At 69.9% G+C, this 19,271-nt stretch carries 20 protein-coding genes and 1 tRNA gene; 9 read left to right on the top strand and 12 right to left on the bottom strand.

Features of this window, described 5'->3' with window-relative positions; all coding sequences use genetic code 11:
• Positions 1–6 precede the first annotated feature (6 nt).
• Positions 7–79 (bottom strand) — tRNA-Leu (locus MRBLWH11_RS18470).
• An 86-nt stretch (positions 80–165) separates the two neighbouring features.
• On the opposite strand from MRBLWH11_RS18470, the gene MRBLWH11_RS18465 reads away from it, so the two are divergent.
• From MRBLWH11_RS18465 to MRBLWH11_RS18455, 3 genes are all read left to right on the top strand, one after another.
• Positions 166–1,413: an amino acid deaminase/aldolase gene (locus tag MRBLWH11_RS18465; RefSeq protein ID WP_341945873.1), complete on the top strand. Its 1,248-nt coding sequence runs from the start codon at positions 166–168 to the stop codon at positions 1,411–1,413.
• Positions 1,410–2,723, top strand: a complete 1,314-nt coding sequence (locus MRBLWH11_RS18460) for a D-arabinono-1,4-lactone oxidase (RefSeq protein ID WP_341945872.1) — start codon at positions 1,410–1,412, stop codon at positions 2,721–2,723. Before MRBLWH11_RS18465 ends, MRBLWH11_RS18460 begins: the two co-directional genes overlap by 4 nt.
• A gap of 92 nt (positions 2,724–2,815) precedes the next feature.
• Positions 2,816–3,382: a LemA family protein gene (locus MRBLWH11_RS18455; protein ID WP_116636928.1), complete on the top strand. Its 567-nt coding sequence runs from the start codon at positions 2,816–2,818 to the stop codon at positions 3,380–3,382.
• Between the two features lie 62 nt (positions 3,383–3,444).
• On the opposite strand, the gene MRBLWH11_RS18450 is transcribed toward MRBLWH11_RS18455, so the two are convergent.
• Entirely contained in the window at positions 3,445–4,365 is a 921-nt protein-coding gene (locus MRBLWH11_RS18450; protein WP_341945871.1) for a hypothetical protein, read from the bottom strand.
• Complete coding sequence (locus MRBLWH11_RS18445; RefSeq protein WP_341945870.1) at positions 4,362–5,621, bottom strand: crosslink repair DNA glycosylase YcaQ family protein; 1,260 nt, start codon at positions 5,619–5,621, stop codon at positions 4,362–4,364. The genes MRBLWH11_RS18450 and MRBLWH11_RS18445 overlap by 4 nt, the downstream gene beginning before the upstream one ends.
• 69 nt (positions 5,622–5,690) lie before the next feature.
• Between MRBLWH11_RS18445 and MRBLWH11_RS18440 the strand changes: the two genes are divergently transcribed.
• Both MRBLWH11_RS18440 and ilvA read left to right on the top strand, forming a co-directional pair.
• On the top strand, positions 5,691–6,887 hold the full coding sequence (locus MRBLWH11_RS18440) for an AI-2E family transporter (protein WP_116636931.1): 1,197 nt from the start codon (positions 5,691–5,693) through the stop codon (positions 6,885–6,887).
• Positions 6,884–8,113 (top strand): threonine ammonia-lyase, encoded by a 1,230-nt coding sequence (gene ilvA / locus MRBLWH11_RS18435; RefSeq protein ID WP_341945869.1) that lies wholly within the window; start codon positions 6,884–6,886, stop codon positions 8,111–8,113. The genes MRBLWH11_RS18440 and ilvA overlap by 4 nt, the downstream gene beginning before the upstream one ends.
• Positions 8,114–8,179: 66 nt before the next feature.
• Here ilvA and greA read toward each other — a convergent pair whose 3' ends face one another.
• The gene (gene greA / locus MRBLWH11_RS18430) at positions 8,180–8,671 is read right to left on the bottom strand and encodes a transcription elongation factor GreA (RefSeq protein ID WP_116636933.1); all 492 of its coding nucleotides are present in this window, start codon (positions 8,669–8,671) and stop codon (positions 8,180–8,182) included.
• Between the two features lie 95 nt (positions 8,672–8,766).
• A complete protein-coding gene (locus tag MRBLWH11_RS18425; RefSeq protein WP_341945868.1) occupies positions 8,767–9,153 on the bottom strand; it encodes a DUF4307 domain-containing protein in 387 nt (128 codons plus the stop codon).
• Between the two features lie 92 nt (positions 9,154–9,245).
• Between MRBLWH11_RS18425 and MRBLWH11_RS18420 the strand changes: the two genes are divergently transcribed.
• Positions 9,246–9,506: a hypothetical protein gene (locus tag MRBLWH11_RS18420; protein WP_341945867.1), complete on the top strand. Its 261-nt coding sequence runs from the start codon at positions 9,246–9,248 to the stop codon at positions 9,504–9,506.
• A 7-nt stretch (positions 9,507–9,513) separates the two neighbouring features.
• On the opposite strand, the gene MRBLWH11_RS18415 is transcribed toward MRBLWH11_RS18420, so the two are convergent.
• On the bottom strand, positions 9,514–10,242 hold the full coding sequence (locus MRBLWH11_RS18415; protein ID WP_341945866.1) for a hemolysin III family protein: 729 nt from the start codon (positions 10,240–10,242) through the stop codon (positions 9,514–9,516).
• 97 nt (positions 10,243–10,339) lie between these two features.
• Here MRBLWH11_RS18415 and MRBLWH11_RS18410 point away from each other — a divergent pair, with 97 nt between their 5' ends.
• The 3 genes from MRBLWH11_RS18410 to MRBLWH11_RS18400 all read left to right on the top strand — a co-directional run bounded on the left by MRBLWH11_RS18410 (position 10,340) and on the right by MRBLWH11_RS18400 (position 13,844).
• Positions 10,340–11,119 carry an isoprenyl transferase gene (locus tag MRBLWH11_RS18410; RefSeq protein WP_116636937.1) on the top strand — a complete coding sequence of 260 codons (780 nt, stop codon included), beginning with the start codon at positions 10,340–10,342 and terminating at the stop codon, positions 11,117–11,119.
• A 53-nt stretch (positions 11,120–11,172) separates the two neighbouring features.
• Positions 11,173–12,303: an aminotransferase class V-fold PLP-dependent enzyme gene (locus tag MRBLWH11_RS18405; protein ID WP_341945865.1), complete on the top strand. Its 1,131-nt coding sequence runs from the start codon at positions 11,173–11,175 to the stop codon at positions 12,301–12,303.
• 254 nt (positions 12,304–12,557) lie between these two features.
• The gene (locus MRBLWH11_RS18400) at positions 12,558–13,844 is read left to right on the top strand and encodes a PhoH family protein (protein ID WP_243409022.1); all 1,287 of its coding nucleotides are present in this window, start codon (positions 12,558–12,560) and stop codon (positions 13,842–13,844) included.
• An 86-nt stretch (positions 13,845–13,930) separates the two neighbouring features.
• Here MRBLWH11_RS18400 and MRBLWH11_RS18395 read toward each other — a convergent pair whose 3' ends face one another.
• The 6 genes from MRBLWH11_RS18395 to xseA all read right to left on the bottom strand — a co-directional run bounded on the left by MRBLWH11_RS18395 (position 13,931) and on the right by xseA (position 19,221).
• Positions 13,931–14,770, bottom strand: coding sequence for a DUF559 domain-containing protein (locus MRBLWH11_RS18395; protein WP_341945864.1), 840 nt, complete (start codon positions 14,768–14,770; stop codon positions 13,931–13,933).
• 191 nt (positions 14,771–14,961) lie between these two features.
• On the bottom strand, positions 14,962–16,356 hold the full coding sequence (locus MRBLWH11_RS18390) for a class II fumarate hydratase (RefSeq protein WP_116636623.1): 1,395 nt from the start codon (positions 16,354–16,356) through the stop codon (positions 14,962–14,964).
• Positions 16,353–17,027, bottom strand: a complete 675-nt coding sequence (locus MRBLWH11_RS18385; protein ID WP_116636622.1) for a carbonic anhydrase — start codon at positions 17,025–17,027, stop codon at positions 16,353–16,355. Before MRBLWH11_RS18385 ends, MRBLWH11_RS18390 begins: the two co-directional genes overlap by 4 nt.
• Positions 17,024–17,668, bottom strand: coding sequence for a DUF4245 family protein (locus MRBLWH11_RS18380; protein ID WP_116636621.1), 645 nt, complete (start codon positions 17,666–17,668; stop codon positions 17,024–17,026). Before MRBLWH11_RS18380 ends, MRBLWH11_RS18385 begins: the two co-directional genes overlap by 4 nt.
• On the bottom strand, positions 17,665–17,907 hold the full coding sequence (locus MRBLWH11_RS18375; RefSeq protein WP_116636620.1) for an exodeoxyribonuclease VII small subunit: 243 nt from the start codon (positions 17,905–17,907) through the stop codon (positions 17,665–17,667). The genes MRBLWH11_RS18380 and MRBLWH11_RS18375 overlap by 4 nt, the downstream gene beginning before the upstream one ends.
• Before the next feature lie 36 nt (positions 17,908–17,943).
• A complete protein-coding gene (xseA, locus tag MRBLWH11_RS18370; protein WP_341945862.1) occupies positions 17,944–19,221 on the bottom strand; it encodes an exodeoxyribonuclease VII large subunit in 1,278 nt (425 codons plus the stop codon).
• Between the last annotated feature and the right edge of the window lie 50 nt (positions 19,222–19,271).

The raw sequence follows: 19,271 nt of genomic DNA, 5'->3' as shown, positions 1-19,271 counted from the left end.
TCGGCGTGCCCCCGCTGGGACTCGAACCCAGACTGAAGCGATTTTAAGTCGCCTGCCTCTGCCATTGGGCTACGGGGGCCACGCCGCCAGCCTATCGGCGACCGGTGCGTGCGACGGGGTGCCGCCGGACGTGATCCGGAGTCCGAGAAGCCATAGGGTGGGGGAGTGCTCGACCTCACCGAAGAACTGAGCCCCGTTCCGGGTGCCCCCGTGGTTGCCCCCGAGTGGCAGGATCCGGCTCGATACTGGCCTCGCCTCTCCGCCGCGACGCAGCACCTGCCCGCGCCGGTCGCGGTGATCGACCGAGAGGCGCTGCGCTACAACGCGATGGACATGCTGGTGCGCTCCGGTGGCCTGCCCATCCGCGTCGCATCCAAGTCGGTGCGCGTGCGTGCGGTCCTGGACGCCGTCCTGAAGCTCCCCGGGTACCGCGGCATCCTCGCGTTCACTCTCGCGGAGGCCCTCTGGCTCGCCGAGACCCACGACGACATCGTGCTCGCCTACCCGACGGTGGACCGGACGAGCCTCGAGAGCCTGTTCGCCGATGAGCAGGCGGCGCGCCGCATCACGCTCATGGTCGACGACCCGGCGCATCTCGACCTCATCGACAGCATCAAGGGGCCGGGCGAACGTCCGGAGATCCGCGTCGCAGTCGATGTCGACGCCTCGTGGAAGTCTTCGGTCCTCGGGCACATCGGCGTCCGCCGCTCGGCGCTCTTCACCGCGGGAGAGGTCGCCGGCTTCGCCCGGAAGGTCATCGCGCGCCCCGGTTTCCGGCTCGTGGGGCTGCAGATGTACGACGCGCAGATCGCCGGTCAGGGCGATGACGCCGGGTCCGATGCGCCGCTGATCCGCATGGTGCAGGCGCGGTCGCGCGCCGAGCTGCGCGAGCGCCGGGCGGCGATCGTCGAGGCCGTCACCGCCCTCGCGCCGATGGAGTTCCTCAACGGCGGAGGCACGGGGTCGCTCGAGTTCACCGGCAGCGACGAGTCCCTCACCGAGGCGAGTGCCGGCAGCGGGCTCCTCGGTGGTCACCTGTTCGACGGCTATCGGTCGTTCCAGCCGGCTCCGGCATCCGCCTTCGCCTTCGATGTCGTCCGTCGTCCGGCTCGCGACATCGCGACCGTGCTCGGCGGGGGGTGGATCGCATCGGGCCCGGCCGTCGCCTCACGTCAGCCGAAGCCGGTCTGGCCGCAAAGTCTCCGGACTCTCACTCGCGAGGCCGCCGGCGAGGTGCAGACACCGCTGCAGGGCCCCGCGGCGACCGCTCTCGGCGTCGGGGACCGGGTCTGGTTCCGGCACGCGAAGAGCGGCGAGCCGGCCGAGCGGATCGAGCGGTACCACCTCGTCTCCGGTGACGAGATCATCGACGAGCTGCCGACCTACCGCGGCGAGGGAAAGGCGTTCCTGTGACGAGAATCGGCGGCACCTGGCAGAACTGGGGGCGGTCGGCGTCGGTCCGTCCTGTGCGAGTGGAGCGTCCGCGCAGCCCCGAGGGTGTGCAGCGGGCGGTGATCGCCGCCGTGCACCACGGGCTCACGGTGAAGGCGGTGGGTGCCGGTCACAGCTTCACGGGCATCGCCGTCGCGCCGGGCGTGCTGCTGGAACTCGACGACATGCAGGGCCTGGTCTCGGCGGATGCCGTCACCGGGCGCGTGACCCTGCTCGCGGGCACCCGGCTGCATCGGATCCCGGCGCTCCTCGCACCGTACGGCCTGGCGATGGAGAACCTCGGCGACATCGATCGGCAGTCGATCTCCGGGGCGATCTCGACCGGCACACACGGCACCGGCGCTGCTTTCGGCGGGCTCGCCACCCAGGTCGTCGGCCTCACGATCATCACGGCCGCCGGCGAGTTCCTCCGCATCGACGAGCAGCAGAACAGCGAACTCCTGCCCGCCGCCGCGCTCGGACTCGGCGCGCTCGGCATCATCGTCGAGGTCACCCTCCAGTGCGTCCCGACGTTCGTCATGCACGCGGTCGACGAGCCGATGCCGCTGGAGGACGTGCTGGATCAGATCGAGAGCCACGTCTCGGCATCCGACCACTTCGAGTTCTACTGGTTCCCGCACACCGATGTCGCGCTCACCAAGCGGCAGTCCCGCCTGCCCGAATCGGCTGTGCGCAAGCCGCTCCCGACGGTGGGGAAGTGGATCGACGAGACTCTGCTGTCCAACGGCGTCTATCGGCTCGTGTGCGCGGCAGGACAGCTCGTCCCGGCCGTCACCCCGCCGTTCAGTCGGCTGGCGGTGAAGCTCACCGGAGATCGCGAGTACACCGACCTGTCGAATCGCGTCCTCACGCAGAGCCGCACGGTGCGCTTCCGCGAGATGGAATACGCGATCCCCGCCGAGAACGTCGTCCCGGCGTTCCGCGCCGTGCGAGAGCTCATCGACCGCCGGGGCTGGCGCATCGAGTTCCCCGTCGAGGTGCGGTTCGCCGCGCAGGACGACCGGTGGCTCTCCACGGCCCACGGGCGAGCGAGCGCCTACATCGCCGTGCACCGCTACTGGCGTGCCGATCCGACGGAGTACTTCGGGGCCGTCGAGGCCATCATGCAGGAGCACGGAGGGCGGCCGCACTGGGGCAAGCTCCACACGCAGACCGCCGAGACGCTGCGCGTGATCTACCCGCGGTTCGACGACTTCGTCGCCGTGCGCGACCGCCTCGACCCCGAGCGTCGGTTCAGCAACCGCTATCTCGACCGCGTGCTGGGCGACTGACCTGCTCGGACGGCGCCGGAGCGCGTGATCCCCAGTGCACGCGCAGACAGCGCGTCTAGGATAAGAGAAACACGAGGAAGGGTGGGCCTCTGATGGAATGGCTCGTGCCAGTACTGATCGTCGTCGGAGTGATCCTGCTCGTCGGCATCTATCTCTGGGCCACGTACAACTCGCTGGTGCAGCTGAACGTCCGCGTCGATGAGGCGTGGAGCGGCATCACGGTGCAGCTCAAGCGACGAGCCGACCTCATCCCGAACCTCATCGAGACGGTGAAGGGATATGCCTCCCATGAGAAGGCCGTCTTCGAGAACGTCACGCGCGCGCGCGCCGAGACGCTGTCCGCGGGCGGTCCCGGGGAAGCCGGCATCGCTGAGGGGCACCTGCAGCAGGCGCTGCGCAGTCTCTTCGCCGTCGCCGAGGCGTACCCGCAGCTGCAGGCGAGCCAGAACTTCCTCCAGCTCCAGCAGGCGATCGTCGACACCGAGGACAAGATCCAGGCCGCGCGCCGGTTCTACAACGGCGGCGTGCGCGAGCTGAACACGAAGATCAAGGTGTTCCCGAACAACCTCTTCGCCAAGGGGCTGGGCTTCACCGAGCGCGAGTTCTTCGAGGTCGCCGACAGCGGCGCGATCTCGGAGCCGCCGCGCGTGCAGTTCTGATGCGCTCTGCGCATCAAGGTTGAGCGAGCGCAGCGAGTCGAAACCCGCCGCTGAGGCATCTCTCACCACGCCGTGAGGACCAGCTCCTCCTCGGTGAACTCGATGTCGCCGCGGATGCTCCAGGAATCGGTGCGGTACGTGGTCGTGCGCTCCGTGCCGTCCTGCCCGGTCCCCGTGACGGTCGCGATGAGAACGCCCCCGTCGGCGAGGAACCCGGTCGCGTCCAGGGCGATCTCCGGTGACGTCTCGATGCGATAGCGGATGTCGGTGACGTCGCGGAACTCCGTCCCCCAGGGGATGCGGATGCCGCAGCCGACCGGCGTCGTCGGAGCCTGAGTCGAGTCGTCTGATGCGGTGCACTCCGCGAGGTGCCCGTCGAGCTGCTCCTGTGCGGCATCGATCGCTGCCGGCAGGGGAGTGACCTCGACCGTGACCTCGACGTCCTCGCCCGGCAGCACGAGCAGGTTCGCCGAGCCGTCGAGAAGCGACGAGGGCGCGGCGGAGACGGCGTACTCGGCGGGCAGCAGAAGCACCGCCTCGCCGACGGATACGGTCTCGTCGCCGAGGCGGACGGACGAACCCAGGTCGGCGGTCACGGTCGCGGTGCCGAGCGCGGACGCCCCGACGGTCCAGCGGCCCTCGACCCGGGTGATGTCCAGCCGTGCCGTCCGCTTCTCCTCACCGAGGCGGAAGGAGATGTCCGCCGTCGCCGCCGCCTCGCCGTTCTGCTCGACCCCGGTGACCTCGGCGCCGTCGATGAGAGCGCTGGCCCCGGCGAACGCGCCGAGCGCCGTCGCGGAGACGTCTGCTCCGGTCGCCGCAACGGCCGCCGGGTCGCCGGACTCGAGCGCACGCACGTAGGCGCTCGCCGCCTCCTGCGGGGTGCCGGGCCGAGCGAGAGACAGCCAGATCAGCACCCCGCCCGCGGCGGTGACCACGAGAGCGGCCAGGCCTCCGACGAGCCACCACCGGCGCCGCGTCATGACACGCTTTCCCTGGCGTGCAGATGGCGCCGGATCGAAGCATCGGCGCGGCCGCGAAGAGCGTCGTGGATCGCGGCGGTCGCGTCGCCCCAGCCCGAGACCGAGATGTGCTCGAGCCCCTGCCAGGCCGCCGCGAGGGAGAGCTCCTCGGCGATGCGACCCGCATCTTCGGCTCGCGCCTGCGGCTCCCACCACGCGGACTGCACCTGCAGGGTCGACGACGCGCGCTCGGCTTTCAGGTCGACCCGCGCGACGATGCGGTCGCCGACGAGGACGGGCAGCGAGTAGTAGCCGAACCTCCGCTTCTCGGCGGGGACGTAGATCTCGATGCGGTAATCGAGGTCGAACGTGCGAAGCGCTCGATCGCGGAACCAGACCACCGGATCGAAGGGGGTCAGCAGGGCCGCGGCGTCGATCCTGCGTGGCAGGACCGCGTCACGGTGGCGCCAAGCGGGGATGGGTCTTCCGCTCCGCTCCCAGCCGCGGACGTGCACGGGTTCGAGCTCGCCGGCATCGACGAGGTCGGCGATCGACCGTGCCACCGTCGACCGATCCTTGATGCGGTAGTAGTCGGCGAGATCGGACTGCGTCGCCACCCCGCTCGATCGCGCGGCGCGGCGCATCAGCTCGTGGATCGCCTCGGCGCGCGGGATCTCGCGGGAGAGGATGGCATCGGGGATCACCTGCTCGGCGAGCGCGTAGGTGCGCTCGAAGCCGCGGCGTCCGCTCACGGCGACGTCGCCCGTGCGCCAGAGGTGCTCGAGCGCGAGCTTGACCTCGTCCCAGTCCCACCACGTCCCGCGTTCCCGCGGGGCATCGGCGCGCAGGTCGGCCGGGCGCAGCGGGCCGCGCGTGCGCAGCTCGTCCTGCACCCACCGGACCGTGCGGGCGTTGGCGCTCAGCCACGAGTCCTCGCCCGCCCACCGCCGGCGGAAATCGTCCATGCGGAAGCGCCAGAGCGGCCAGTCCTCGATCGGGATGAAGGTGGCCTCGTGGGCGAGATACTCCACGTAGTGCGTGGTGCGGGCCAGGAAGACGCGGTCCAGCAGCGCCGGCTCATAGGCGCCGAGGCGCGAGAACAGCGGCAGGTAGTGCGAACGCGCGAAGACGTTGACCGAGTCGATCTGCAGCACGCCGAGTCGTTCCATCACCCGATCCACATGGCGACGGGAGACGGATGCCGGACGAGCACGGGTGAATCCCTGAGCGGCCAGAGCGATGCGGCGAGCCTGGGCGGGGCTGAGGGTGTCTGTCACGTCGTCAGCGTATCGCCGGCCGGTGACATCGCGTCGTGAGCCGCCGTGCGACCGCCGTAGACTTGGGCGATGAGCGAGGACCAGCGACCCCGGCTGCGAGACCTGTTCCGCCCGCGCCCGGTCTCCACCGACCGCACCGTGACGACCGAGGCCGACGAGGCCGTGCCCCCGAGGCTGCGCATCACCGCCGCATACTCGTGGCGGCTGCTTCTCATCGCCGCGGTCCTCGGCGTCTTCATCTGGCTCGTCATGCTGCTGAAGCTGCTGGTGATCCCGCTGATGGTCGCCATCCTCATCACGGCGCTGCTGTGGCCCGCCTTCGAGTGGATGCTGCGCCACCGGTTCCCGCGGTGGGCCGCCATCGCGGTATCGCTCATCGGCACGGCGGCGATCGTCACCGGACTCGTGTGGCTCGTCGTGTGGCAGGTCCGCGTCGAGCTCCCCGCCGTGCAGGAGAGCACCGCGAAGGCCATCGACGGCTTCCAGGTCTGGCTGCACGAGGGCCCCCTGCAGCTGTCCGACAGCCAGATCGCCGACTACATCGACCAGGGCTTCGCGATGATCGAGGAGCAGACGCAGGCGCTGCTCTCGGGCGCGCTGGCGATCGGCACGACGCTGGGGCATGTCGTCACCGGAGCGCTCCTCGCGCTGTTCAGCCTCATCTGCCTCCTCGCCGACGGCGGCGGCATCTGGCGCTGGACCGTCAAGCTCTTCCCGCGCAACGCCCGCCCGGCGGTCGACGGCGCGGCCCGCAACGGCTGGCGGACGATCGTCAACTACGCGCGCACCCAGCTCTTCGTCGCGACGATCGACGCGATCGGCATCGGCCTCGGAGCCTTCCTCCTGCAGGTCCCGCTCGCACTGCCTGTCGCCGTGCTGGTCTTCCTCGGCTCGTTCATCCCGATCGTCGGTGCGGTCGCCACCGGAGCCATCGCCGTCTTCCTCGCGCTCGTCTACAACGGACCGTGGATCGCGCTGTGGATGCTCGTCGTGGTGCTCGCGGTGCAGCAGATCGAGGGACACATCCTGCAGCCCATCATGATGGGCTCCGCCGTCAAGGTGCACCCGCTGGCCGTCGTGCTCGTCGTCGCCGGCGGTGCGATGATCGCCGGCATCCCCGGCGCACTGTTCGCGGTGCCGCTGGCGGCGTTCGTCAACGTCGCAGCGGTGACCCTGAGCTCGGGATCGTGGCGCACCGGCGCCGCCCCGAGCGGAGATCTGATCTGGAGCACAGTGCCGCGCGAGCGGCAACGGAGGAATCGATGAGCGCAGTCCCCAGCCTTTCCGAGTTCGAGAACGCGGCTCAGAGCCTGGCTGAGGTGATCTCGCACACGCCGACGCTGCCATCCCGCGCGCTCTCCGACGTGCTCGGCTCTCCGGTGCTGCTGAAGATGGAGAACCTGCAGCGCACCGGCTCGTTCAAGATCCGCGGCGCGGCCTACCGGCTGTCGAGACTCAGCGCCGAAGAGCGCTCCCGCGGCGTCGTCGCGGCGTCGGCCGGGAACCACGCGCAGGGCGTCGCGCTGGCCGCTCAGGCGCTCGGGATCCCCGCCACCATCTTCATGCCGCTGGGGGTGCCGGTGCCCAAGCTCCTGGCCACCCGCGGCTACGGTGCCGAGGTCGTGCTCGAGGGCGAGACCGTGGCGACGTCGCTGCGCCTCGCGGCCGACTTCTCGGAGCGCACGGGGGCCGTGCTCATCCACCCGTTCGACCACCGTGACGTCGTGATCGGCCAGGGCACGCTCGGCCTCGAGCTCCTCGACGACGCCCCCGACGTCGACACCATCGTCCTCGGCATCGGCGGCGGGGGCCTCATCGCCGGCGTCGCCGCGGCGGTCAAGGCCCGTGCGGCCGAGCTCGGACGCACGGTTCGGGTGATCGGCGTGCAGGCCGAGAACGCGGCCGCCATGCCGCCGTCGCTCGCGGCGGGCGAGCCCGTCGACATCGTCACGCGCCCGACCATCGCCGACGGCATCCTCGTCGCGCGTCCCGGCGCCATCCCGTTCGACATCATCAAAGACCTCGTCGACGAGGTCGTCACGGTCTCCGACGACGACCTGGCGCGGGCGATCCTCGTGCTGCTCGAGCAGGCGAAGGTCGTCGTGGAGCCGGCGGGCGCCGCGGGCGTCGCGGCGATCCTGGCCGGCAAGGTCACCGGATCCGGGACGACGATGGCGGTGCTCTCCGGCGGGAACATCGACCCGCTGCTGCTGCAGCGCGTCGTCTCGCACGGCCTGGCGGCCTCGGGCCGGTACCTGACGATCCGCGTACCGCTTCCCGACCGGCCCGGTCAGCTCGCGCGCGTCTCCGAGCTCATCGCCGAGGCGGGAGCCAACGTCATGGAGGCCATGCACACGCGCCATGGCCACGGCCTGCAGATCAGCGACGTCATCCTCGAGCTCAGCGTCGAGACGCGCGGACCCGAGCACTCCGAGCACACGCTCGACACTCTGCGCCGGGCCGGATTCGAGCCGATCGTCGTCCCCGACTGATCTCCCGGCAGAGACGAAGCGCCCCGGCATCCTCAGGGACACCGGGGCGCTCGCGTGTGACCGACGTCAGCCGGTGTACGTCTCCACGTTCACGATCTCGACGGCGATCGAACGGCCGTTCGGAGCCTCGTAGGAGGACTTCTCGCCGACCTTGAGGCCGAGGATCGCCTGGCCGAGCGGGCTCGCCTCGCTGTACACGTCGAGATCGCTGCCGCCGGCGGCGATCTCGCGGCTGCCGAGGAGGAAGACCTCCTCGCCGCCCGCGACGACCGCGGTGACGACGGTGCCGGGCTCGACGATGCCGCGGCTGGCCGGGGCCTCGCCGACCTTCGCGGTCTTCAGCAGACCCTCCAGGGTGCGGATGCGGGCCTCCTGCTTGCCCTGCTCGTCCTTCGCGGCGTGGTAGCCGCCGTTCTCCTTGAGGTCGCCCTCTTCACGGGCGGCTTCGATGCGCTTGGCGATCTCGTCGCGGCCGGTGGTGGACAGGTGCTCCAGCTCGGCGACGAGCCGGTCATATGCTTCCTGCGTGAGGAAGGGAACCTGAGCGTCGGTGGACATGACGAAGCTCCTTCTTTCGGTCCCGCCGGCGAACTGCGGGGGATATGCCAAGACGCCCCGGCACGGTGCCAGGGCGTCGTCTGTCTGCGAAGAGTCTAGGCGACCCAGCAGGTGTTCACCAAACCTGTGGTGGCAGCGGAGACGGTCGGGACCGAGGCCGACACGGCCTGCGAGTGGCTGTCTCCTGCGGGGATCTCGACGACCTTCCAGCCGACCACGCCGAACTCCTCGTCGAGTGCCTCGACCACGCACACGACGTCCTTGCCCTGCACGCCGGTGACCTGGAACCGCACGTCGACGGTGTGCTCGTCGACGAGGTCGAAGCCGAGGTCGTCGGCATCCACCGAGCTCATCGACTGGGCCACGATCATCCAGCCGAAGGCTCCGACCACCAGCAGGGCGACGATGCCGCCGATGATCCACGGCGTCCGCCGCGTGCGGGTGCGGCCGTAGCGTTCGTCGAGCTCTTCTGCGGTCGTCACGGGTGCGGTCTTCCGGTCGTTAGGCTGGTGATACCAGGTTATGCGACCTGAGTACGAAAGGCCGACACATGCGCTCTCTGTCCGAGACTCCGATGCCGACACCCGTCATGACGGTGGCTCCGGAGGCTGTGACTCCCGGCTTCGTCGGCTTCGCCGCGATCGTGGTGGTGCTCATCGCCGTGATCCTCCTCATCTGGGATATGAACCGACGCATCCGCCGTGTCCGGTACCGCGAGGAGGTGCGCGAGGAGCTCGACGCCGAAGAGGCCGCACGGGCCGCCGACGAGGCGACGGAGACCGACGCGGACCTGCCGATCACCCGCGAGGGCGACGACGACCCGCGATCCACCTGAGCAGGCGTCAGGCGCCCAGTGACGGCGAAAGCGGCTCCAGCGTGATCAGCAGGCACGCGGTCCAGTGGCACAGGAACGCGAGCACCGTGCACACGTGGAAGATCTCGTGGAAGCCGAACCGGCCGGGCCACGGGTTCGGCTTCTTGAGCGCGTAGACGATCGCCCCGCCCGTGTAGAGCAGGCCTCCCACGATGACGAGCACCATCATCGTGGCGTTCGCCGCGAGCAGGTCGGCCATGAACATCACGGCAGCCCACCCCATCAGCAGGTAGAGGGCGACGTAGAGCCAGCGCGGCGCGTGGATCCAGAAGACGCGGAAGAGGATGCCGACCACGGTCCCGCCCCAGACGAGCGCGAGGAGCAGCGCGCCCTTCCCCGGCGGGAGGGCGAGGGTCGCGAGCGGCGTGTAGGTGCCGGCGATCAGCAGGAAGATGTTGGCGTGGTCGATCCGCTTCAGGATCAGCTTGACCTTCGGCTTCCAGTCGAAGCGGTGGTACAGCGCGGAGTTGCCGAACAGCAGCAGCGAGCTCGTCATGAACACCGCCGCCGCCCACTTCGCCGCCCCGCCGTGCGCGACCACGATCAGCACGATCCCGGCGACGAGGGCGACGGGGAAGATGCCGGCGTGGATCCATCCGCGCCAGGTCGGCCTGATCTCGACCCCGGCCTCCGATTCCGCCTCCTCGAGAAGTGGCAGCTGGGGGAGTTCGGGCTCGGACGACTCGGGAGTGCTCACGTGCTCACTCTAGGCGGGCGCGCATGCCCGGGCAGGTACATATCCCCAGCCTCCGCACACGGCGCAGATGAGCCCGACACGGTAGCGTAGGTGGGTGATGTCACGCGAGAGCCCGGGGCGCGGACCGCTGTACCGGCTCTACACCAGCCGGCTGCGACGCCATCTCGATCCGGCGTCCGTGCCGCACCACGTCGCCATGATGATCGACGGCAATCGGCGGTGGGCGCGGCAGCTCGGGTTCACGACTCCGGCGGAGGGGCACCGGGCGGGTGCCGCGAAGATGCGCGAGTTCCTCGGCTGGTGCGACGAGCTGGGTGTGCGCGTGGTGTCGCTCTACCTGCTGTCCAGCGACAATCTGCGAAAGCGGGACTCTGCGGAGCTCGCCGACCTCATCGAGATCATCGCGGAGCTGGCCGAGGCGGTCTCGCGGGAGGAGAACTGGCGGGTGCAGCACGTCGGCCGCGCCGACATCCTTCCGTCCGAGCTCGCCCGCGTGCTCGCCGACGCAGAGGAGCGCACGAAGGAGCACACCGGCCTGCACGTGAACCTGGCCGTCGGCTACGGCGGACGCCATGAGATCGTCGACGCCGTGCGCAGCATCATCACCAAGCACGAGGCTTCGGGGGGCACCCTCGAGGATCTCGCCGCGCACCTGACCCCCGAGATGATCGGCGAGCACCTCTACACGGGTGGTCAGCCCGATCCGGACCTCGTGATCCGCACCAGCGGAGAGCAGCGGCTCAGCGACTTCCTGCTCTGGCAGAGCGCGCACAGCGAGTTCTACTTCGTCGAGGCACTCGGCCCCGATCTGCGGCAGGTCGACTTCCTCCGCGCGATCCGCGACTACGCGGACAGGGATCGCCGCTTCGGGCGCTGAGCCCTCGGCCGAACTGGTCCGTCCGCGGTGACGAGGCGTGCCAGAATGACGCGGTGAGCACCATCGAGGAGTATGTCGGCACGTTCGACAACGAGTCCGGCTATTTGAACTGGGCCGCGTTCGGCCCACTGTCGCCGTCGGTGCGCGAGGAGATCTTCGCGGACGCCGACCTCCTCGGCAGCGGGCGTCCCTCCTCCCTGTCCCTGGTGTGGGAGCGTGTGGGGCAGGCGCAGGAGCTGGTCGCCGAGCTGCTCGGCGCCGAGGCGGACGACGTCACGCTGCAGCCGTCGTCGACACAGGGCCTCATGCACGCCCTCTACGGCATGACGGGCGCGGTGATCGCCGGCACGGCCGAGTTCCCCAGTGTGAGCCTCACGCTCGAGCGCGCAGCGGCTGCCTCGAACCGCGCGCTGACGCCGCGCTGGGTCACGCCGGCCGACGGACGGATGACGACGGATGCCGTCGCCGAGGCGCTGGATGACGAGGTCACGGCCCTCGCTGTCAGCCACGTCGACTTCCGCACGGGATTCCGCGCCGACCTGCCGGCTCTCCGCGAGCTCATCGGGCCGGATCGGCTGCTGATCGTCGACGCGGTCCAGTCGTTCGGCGTCGTCGACGTCGACTACGCCGCCGCCGACGTCGTGGTCGGCCATGGATACAAATGGCTGCGCGCCGGCCGGGGGAGCGGATTCGCATGGTTCTCGCCCCGCGCGAGGGAGCGGATCACCCCCGTCCTCTCCGGGATCACGGGCACCGTGGTCCCCGGGCTCGTCGTCGACGAGCTGCCCGCGCCTGCGGCATCCGCTCAGGCGTTCACGGTGAGCCAGCCTGACACGCTCGCGGCCGGGCGTCTGGCGATCGGCGCGCGCGACATCCGCGACGCCGGCGTGGCGGCGATCGAGGCGCGCATCGCCGAGCATGTCGACACGATCCTCGAGATCGCCGACCGTCACGGTATCGCGGTGAGCTCGCCCCGGGACCGTGCGTCACGAGCGGGAATCGTCGCGCTCTCGCCCGAGGAGCCGGCCCGCCTGGCCGCCGCACTGGCCAACGCCGGCCTGGTGGTCACCGCCCGCGGGTCCTCGGTCCGCGTCGCCGCGCATGCCGGCACGGATGCCGCCACTCTCCAGCTGCTGGACGAGGCGCTCGCGGCCTTCGGTAACGAGACGTTCATCAGCGCGTAAAGAATCATGGCGTGTCGTCGCGCGGTTAAGCCGTCGAGGAGTCGTACGTTCTAGGCATCGGGCAAGGAGCCCGATCGAGTCGGCCTTCCGGTTAGCGACTCGTGGCCCCAGGTCGACTCGTTCTCAGGCGGGGATCATCCCCGGGTCGGGAGTGGGTCGTGACCACACGTACAGCGCAGCAGTCCACCAGCACCGCGCAGCAGTCCACCCGTAAGACGACGAGGCGGGCATCGTCCGCCGAGCCGGATCAGGACCTGCGCACCTACGTGCTCGACACGTCGGTGCTGCTGAGCGATCCGCAGGCCTTCTTCCGGTTCGCCGAGCACTCGGTCGTCGTCCCGGTGGTCGTGATCACGGAGCTCGAGGGCAAGCGCCACGATCCGGAGATCGGCTACTTCGCCCGGCAGGCGCTCCGCCACCTCGACGACCTGCGTATCGAGCACGGGCGACTCGACTTCCCGGTCGAGGTCGGTGAAGGCGGGACCCTCCGGGTGGAGCTCGCGAACACCGACCCGTCGGTGCTGCCCGCCGGCATCCGCCTGAGCGACAACGACACGCGCATCCTCTCGGTCGCGATGCACCTCGCTCAGGACGGCCAAGACGTCACCATCGTCTCGAAGGACCTGCCGATGCGCGTCAAGGCGGCGTCGCTCGGCATCCGGGCCGAGGAGTACCTCGCCGAGCAGGCCGTGGATTCCGGGTGGACCGGGATCTCCACGCTCGATCTCTCCGGCGACGACATCAGCGACCTGTACGAGAGCGAGGTCGGCATCAGCGAGGAGGCCCGCGGGCTTCCGATCAACACCGGGCTCATCATCCACTCGGAGCGCGGATCGGCACTCGGCCGGGTGACCGGCGACGGCGAGTACCGCCTCGTCCGGGGCGACCGCGACATCTTCGGGATGCACGGGCGCTCGGCGGAGCAGCGCATCGCGATCGATCTGCTGCTCGACCAGGAGGTCGGGATCGTCTCCCTCGGCGGCCGGGCGGGAACCGGCAAGTCGGCGCTCGCGCTGTGCGCCGGACTCGAGGCCGTGCTGGAGCGGCAGCAGCAGAAGAAGATCATCGTGTTCCGTCCGCTCTTCGCCGTCGGAGGGCAGGAGCTCGGCTACCTCCCCGGTGACCAGGGCGAGAAGATGGGCCCGTGGGGTCAGGCGGTGTTCGACACGCTCGGCTCCGTGGTGTCGGGCAATGTCATGGAGGAGGTCGTGGAGCGCGGCATCCTCGAGGTGCTCCCGCTCACGCACATCCGCGGACGCTCGCTGCACGACGCCTTCGTGATCGTCGACGAGGCGCAGTCACTGGAGCGCAACGTGCTGCTGACGGTCCTCAGCCGGATGGGCCAGAACTCGCGGGTGATCCTGACGCATGATGTGGGTCAGCGCGACAACCTCCGGGTCGGGCGGCACGACGGCATCGCCAGCGTGATCGAGACCCTGAAGGGGCACGATCTGTTCGGACACGTGACGCTGATGCGCTCCGAGCGCTCGGCGATCGCGGCCCTCGTCACCGAGCTCCTGGAGGGTGGAGAGCTCAGCTGACGCGTCCCGCTCTGCGGGATGTGTCCCGATCTGCTGACTAATCCGAAGGAAACGTCAGCAGATCGGGGCATCGTCCGTCGAACGGGTCACGCGTGGTCCTCGAGTCGGGTCAAGGCGGCGAGCACGGCGGATTGGACCGTCGGCCAGTCATGCACGACCTGCGCGTAGTCGAAGCGGAGAGTCTCGTACCCGAGCGCGGATGCCGCAGCATCCCGAGCCAGATCCTTGTGGCGCATGGTCGTGCCATCGTGATTCTCCTTGCCGTCGACCTCCAGGATGAGGCGATCCCCGATCACGAAGTCGACGCGACCGACTCCCTGAATGCTGATCTGGCAATCGATACGGATGCCGATCACGTACAACCCCAGGCGGAGGATCGATTCCAGGCCGCTGTCGGCATCCGTGCGCGCAAGGCGAATGAGCCAGCGAGCGGACGCGGGGATCATCGCACTCAGGCGCGCACGCGCTGCGTTCGTCAGGAGCCGCAGCCGCAACGCCGATTCGTATGCGGCGAAGAACGCTTCGTCGCCGGCGCATCGCAGGAAGTGCGCGAGCGCCATTTCGACCGAGACCCGTCCAAGCGGCGGTCGCGCGCCGCGGTAGAAATGCGAGACGCACACACAGCCGGCATGCGGATGAGCATGACGATCGGCTCCGAGCCAGACATGCGGCACGACCACGGGGGAGAGCACCCAGACGTGCAGCAGCTGCAGCACGCTCGCGCACGTCAGCGCCCCGCCATGGGCAGTCGCCGCCCGGACCTGCGGCGAGATGACCCCGGCGGCGAACACTCCGTCACGGATGCGCTCGATCTCGCCGCGTCGAACGGCTCGTGACAGCGCGCGTCGCGTGAAGCCGAGCGTCTGAAGATGGGTGCCGCGTGCGAGCCCGCCTAGGCGTCGAATGGTGTCTGGTGCCGAGAGCATGTCTGCAGCCTGCCCGCGTTGCGGCCGGTGCTGAGTCCACCATCCCACTCTCCGTGCACAACTTGTTCCTGCCGCCCTCCTGTGCAAAACGCCCCGATCTGCTGACGCGGTACCGATCTGCTGACCAACCTTCGGGAAAGGTCAGCAGAACGGGGCGACGTCAGCAGATCGGGGCGTCTGCTCGGCCGGGCTCAGCCGGGGTGCGTCATCGAGAGCAGGTCGAGCTTCTCGTCGAGCTGCTCGAGCGTGAGGTCGCCGCGCTCGACGTAGCCCAGGTCGATCACGGCGTCGCGCACCGTGATGCCCTTGGCCACGGAGTGCTTGGCGATCTTCGCAGCAGCCTCGTAGCCGATGAGCTTGTTCAGCGGGGTCACGATCGACGGGCTCATGCCCGCGAACGCGGCGGCGCGCTCGACGTTCGCCTGCAGGCCGTCGATCGTCTTGTCGGCGAGCACGCGCGAGGCGTTCGACAGCAGACGGATCGACTCCAGCAGCGCGGTGCCCATGACGGGGATCGCGACGTTGAGCTCGAAGGAACCGGATGCCCCGGCCCACGCGACCGTCGCGTCGTTGCCGATCACGCGGGCGCAGACCATGAGCACGGCCTCCGGCACGACCGGGTTGACCTTGCCGGGCATGATGGACGATCCGGGCTGCAGATCGGGGATGTGCAGCTCGCCGAGACCCGTGTTGGGACCGGAGCCCATCCAGCGCAGGTCGTTGTTGATCTTGGTGAGCGAGACCGCGATGGTGCGGAGCGCGCCGGACGCCTCGACCAGGCCGTCGCGGTTGGCCTGCGCCTCGAAGTGGTCCTTGGCCTCGGTGATCGGCAGCTCGGTCTCGGCGGCGAGCAGCGCGATCACCTTCTGCGGGAAGCCGAGCGGGGTGTTGATGCCCGTGCCGACGGCGGTGCCGCCCAGCGGGACCTCGGCGACGCGGGGGAGCGCCGACTGCACGCGCTCGATGCCGAGGCGCACCTGACGGGCGTAGCCGCCGAACTCCTGGCCGAGGGTGACGGGCGTCGCATCCATGAGGTGCGTGCGACCGGACTTCACGGCATCCTTCCACAGCTCCGCCTTCGCCTCGAGAGCGACGGCGAGGTGGTCGAGCGAGGGGATGAGGGTGTCGATGAGCGCCTGGGTGACGGCGATGTGCACCGAGGTCGGGAACACGTCATTCGACGACTGCGAGGCGTTCACGTGGTCGTTCGGGTGGACGCTCGCGCCGAGGATGCCGGTCGCGAGGGTCGCGAGCACCTCGTTCATATTCATGTTCGACGACGTGCCGGAACCGGTCTGGTAGGTGTCGACCGGGAACTCCCCGTCGTGCGCACCCGAGGCGACCTGGTCGGCGGCCTGCGCGATCGCGTCGGCGATGGCGCCGTCGAGCGTGCCGAGCTCCTTGTTCGCGAGCGCCGCCGCCTTCTTGATGCGGGCGAGGGCGGCGATCTGCGTCGATTCCAGCCCCTTGCCCGAGATGGGGAAGTTCTCCACGGCGCGCTGCGTCTGCGCACCGTAGAGCGCGTTCAGGGGCACCCGCACCTCGCCCATGGTGTCGTGTTCGATGCGGTAGTCCTGCTCGGTCATTCCGAACCCTCCTTGGTTGCGGGGGTGGCCCCCTCGGTGTCGATTCCGACCGTGACCACCGGCGACGCGGTGCCCTCGGCCAGACGGTAGTTGGCGCCCACGATGCCCAGACGGCCGTCGGCGACGGCGCTGCTGATCAGCTCGGAAGACTGCAGCAGGTCCTTGACCGTGTTGCGCAGGTGCTCCTCGCCGACGAGCTCGGCGTCGATCTCGGCGACCGTGGTGCCGCCGCTCTCGTGCAGCACCTTGCGCGCCGCGGGCACGATCGGGGCGATGAGCCGCCAGATGTGCGGCGGAAGCGGGGCGGCGTCGATGGCGGTGCCGTCGATCGCCGCGCGCACCGCACCGCAGGAGTCGTGCGCGAGGACGACGATGAGCGGCACCTCCAGCACGGCGACCGCGTACTCGAGGCTCGCGACGATCGACTCGCCGAGGACCTGCCCGGCATTGCGCACGACGAAGAGGTCGCCCAGGCCCAGGTCGAAGATGATCTCGGCCGCGAGACGCGAGTCCGAGCATCCGAAGAGCGTGGCGACCGGATGCTGCGCCGCGGCGAGGTGCTGGCGCCTGGCGCCGTCCTGGTTCGGATGCTGGGGCTCGTCGCGCACGAAACGGGCGTTCCCCTCCTGCATCTGCTGCCAGGCTGCGGCGGGGGTGAGCGTGTTCGTCATGAAGCCTCCGAGAGAGCGCGGATCTGCGGCACGAGGGATTCTGCGAGGTCGGCGGTAGATGCCGCGGAGCGCGAGCCGTACAGCAGCACGTAGTCGTCTCCGGCCTGCGTGCCGATCGCGTAGCTGACGTTGGCGTTCGCGCCTGCGTCGCCGAGCTTGTAGACGTCCCAGTCGAGTCCGCCGATGCGCACCTCGTCGGTGGGGGCGTTGCCGTTCAGGCGCTGCGGCGCCCACGAGGAATCGGCGTCGAACGCCTGGGCGACCTTGATGAAGCCGCGTTCGTCGTCGGCGGCCGGTGCGAGGGTGATCTCCCACACGACGGTGGCACCGCTCTGCAGCTCGGCGGCGTTCACGCGCCAGAAGTCATCGAGTTCCGGGATGATCGCGGGGCTGTCCATGGTCGATTCGACGCCGGCCGCGATGCCGGCGACGTCGATCTCGTCGGCCTTCACCGGCTCGCCGCGCGGGACGGCGAAGATGATCACGGCGACGACAGCCACGGTCACCAGGAGCGCCGCGACGAGGTTCCGCACCGTCTGACTGCCGCGGTACGCCTTGCTGGATGCGGCCTTGCGCGCGGCGGTCTCGTCCGGCGTCTCGGGGCGGCCGAGCTCGGCGACGATCGGCGGCTGCTTGCTCACGATGCTCCGCCGGCGGAGTCGGAGTCGGATGCCGCGGCGCGGGCGGCCTCGAGACGGCGCTTCGCGCCGAGGAGCCACTCCTCGCACCGGGCGGCGAGTGCCTCGCCGCGCTCCCACAGGGCGAGCGAGTGCTCGAGCGTCGGGGAGCCCTGCTCGAGCTCGGCGACGACGGTGACGAGCTCATCGCGGGCTGCCTCGAACGACAGCGTCTCGACGGGGATCTCGTTCAGGGCGCTCACTCCTCCATCTTACGGCGTGCGTCGCGGGTGCCCGGCTCAGGAGCCTTCGGCGATCTCGCCCTCCGAGCGCGCGGCGACGGAGCCGCGATCGACGGTGATCGTCAGGGCGCTTCCGGCCGGCGCGTCTGCCGCATCGCGCAGGATCACGCCGCCCTCGAGGTGCGCGATCGCATAGCCGCGGGCCAGGGTCGCGGCCGGCGACAGGGCGCGCAGCGAGGCGCGGAGCTCGGTGGTGCGGCGTCCGGCCGTGTCGAGCTGCCGGGTGATCGTGTCGCGGCCTCGCGAGAGCAGCAGCCACAGCTCCTGCGCGCGGGCGTCGATGATCGGCGCAGGGGAGCGCAGCACCGGCCGGGAGCGCAGCTGCTCGAGCTGGGCGATGTCGTGGGACAGGCGCTGGGTCAGCCGCGAAGTCGCCCGAGAGCGCAGCTGCGCGATCAGTGCGCGCTGCTCGCCGACATCGGGGACGACGCGCTTCGCGGCATCCGTCGGGGTCGATGCGCGCAGGTCGGCGACGTCGTCGAGCAGAGGATGGTCGTTCTCATGCCCGATGGCGCTGACGATCGGTGTGGATGCCGCGGCGACGGCGCGCACGAGCCGCTCGTCGCTGAAGCCGAGGAGCGTCTGCGGGTCGCCTCCGCCGCGCGCGATGATGATGACGTCGACCTCGGGGTCGGCATCCAGTCGCTTGAGGGCGGCGAGGGTGTCGGGGACGCAGCGGTCGCCCTGCACGGCGGCGTACTCGGTGCGGAACCGCACCTGCGGCCAGCGCAGCTCGGCGTTGCGGTGCACGTCCTTCTCGGCGTCGGAGCGCTCACCCGTGATCAGGCCGATCACGTGCGGGAGGAACGGCAGACGCTTCTTGCGGGCGGCGTCGAACAGCCCTTCCCGGCGGAGCTGCGCGCGCAGCTTCTCGAGGCGCTCGAGCTGATCGCCGAGCCCGACGTGCTTCATCGCCGAGACGGCGAAGCTGAAGTCGCCGGCCTTGACGAAGTAGTCGGCCTTGACCGCGGCGACCACATGATCGCCGACGCCGAGATCGGAGGGGATGCGTGGGCGCACGCTCGACCAGATCCGGATGGAGATCTGCGCGTCGGACTGGGTGTCCTTCAGCCGGGCGAAGATGTTCCCGGCCCGGACGTTCCACGAGGTGATCTCGCCTTCCACCCAGACGGTGTTCCAGCGCGCGATGAAGTCGCGGATCGTCGCATTCAACCGTGCGACGGAGGTGGGTGCATCCGAGGTGGAGTCGCGCGGGGCGACGGCGTCGGCGGGCGGCGTCTCGCCCGGACCCGCGGCCGCTTCGAAGACTGTCATCTGCTCCCGTTCCGTGCCGTCGCGCCGTGTGGCGGCATCCCGGCCTTCCA

This window comes from Microbacterium sp. LWH11-1.2 (assembly GCF_038397745.1).
GTDB lineage: Bacteria > Actinomycetota > Actinomycetes > Actinomycetales > Microbacteriaceae > Microbacterium.
This window is presented reverse-complemented; position numbering and strand designations above follow the sequence as displayed.

Coding starts and splice junctions, on each gene's coding strand:
- MRBLWH11_RS18455 (WP_116636928.1), top strand. CDS start 2,816: ATGGAATGGCTCGTGCCAGTACTGATCGTCGTCGGAGTGATCCTGCTC.
- MRBLWH11_RS18450 (WP_341945871.1), bottom strand. CDS start 4,365: ATGACGCGGCGCCGGTGGTGGCTCGTCGGAGGCCTGGCCGCTCTCGTG.
- MRBLWH11_RS18440 (WP_116636931.1), top strand. CDS start 5,691: ATGAGCGAGGACCAGCGACCCCGGCTGCGAGACCTGTTCCGCCCGCGC.
- ilvA (WP_341945869.1), top strand. CDS start 6,884: ATGAGCGCAGTCCCCAGCCTTTCCGAGTTCGAGAACGCGGCTCAGAGC.
- greA (WP_116636933.1), bottom strand. CDS start 8,671: ATGTCCACCGACGCTCAGGTTCCCTTCCTCACGCAGGAAGCATATGAC.
- MRBLWH11_RS18420 (WP_341945867.1), top strand. CDS start 9,246: ATGCCGACACCCGTCATGACGGTGGCTCCGGAGGCTGTGACTCCCGGC.
- MRBLWH11_RS18410 (WP_116636937.1), top strand. CDS start 10,340: ATGTCACGCGAGAGCCCGGGGCGCGGACCGCTGTACCGGCTCTACACC.
- MRBLWH11_RS18395 (WP_341945864.1), bottom strand. CDS start 14,770: ATGCTCTCGGCACCAGACACCATTCGACGCCTAGGCGGGCTCGCACGC.
- MRBLWH11_RS18390 (WP_116636623.1), bottom strand. CDS start 16,356: ATGACCGAGCAGGACTACCGCATCGAACACGACACCATGGGCGAGGTG.
- MRBLWH11_RS18385 (WP_116636622.1), bottom strand. CDS start 17,027: ATGACGAACACGCTCACCCCCGCCGCAGCCTGGCAGCAGATGCAGGAG.
- xseA (WP_341945862.1), bottom strand. CDS start 19,221: ATGACAGTCTTCGAAGCGGCCGCGGGTCCGGGCGAGACGCCGCCCGCC.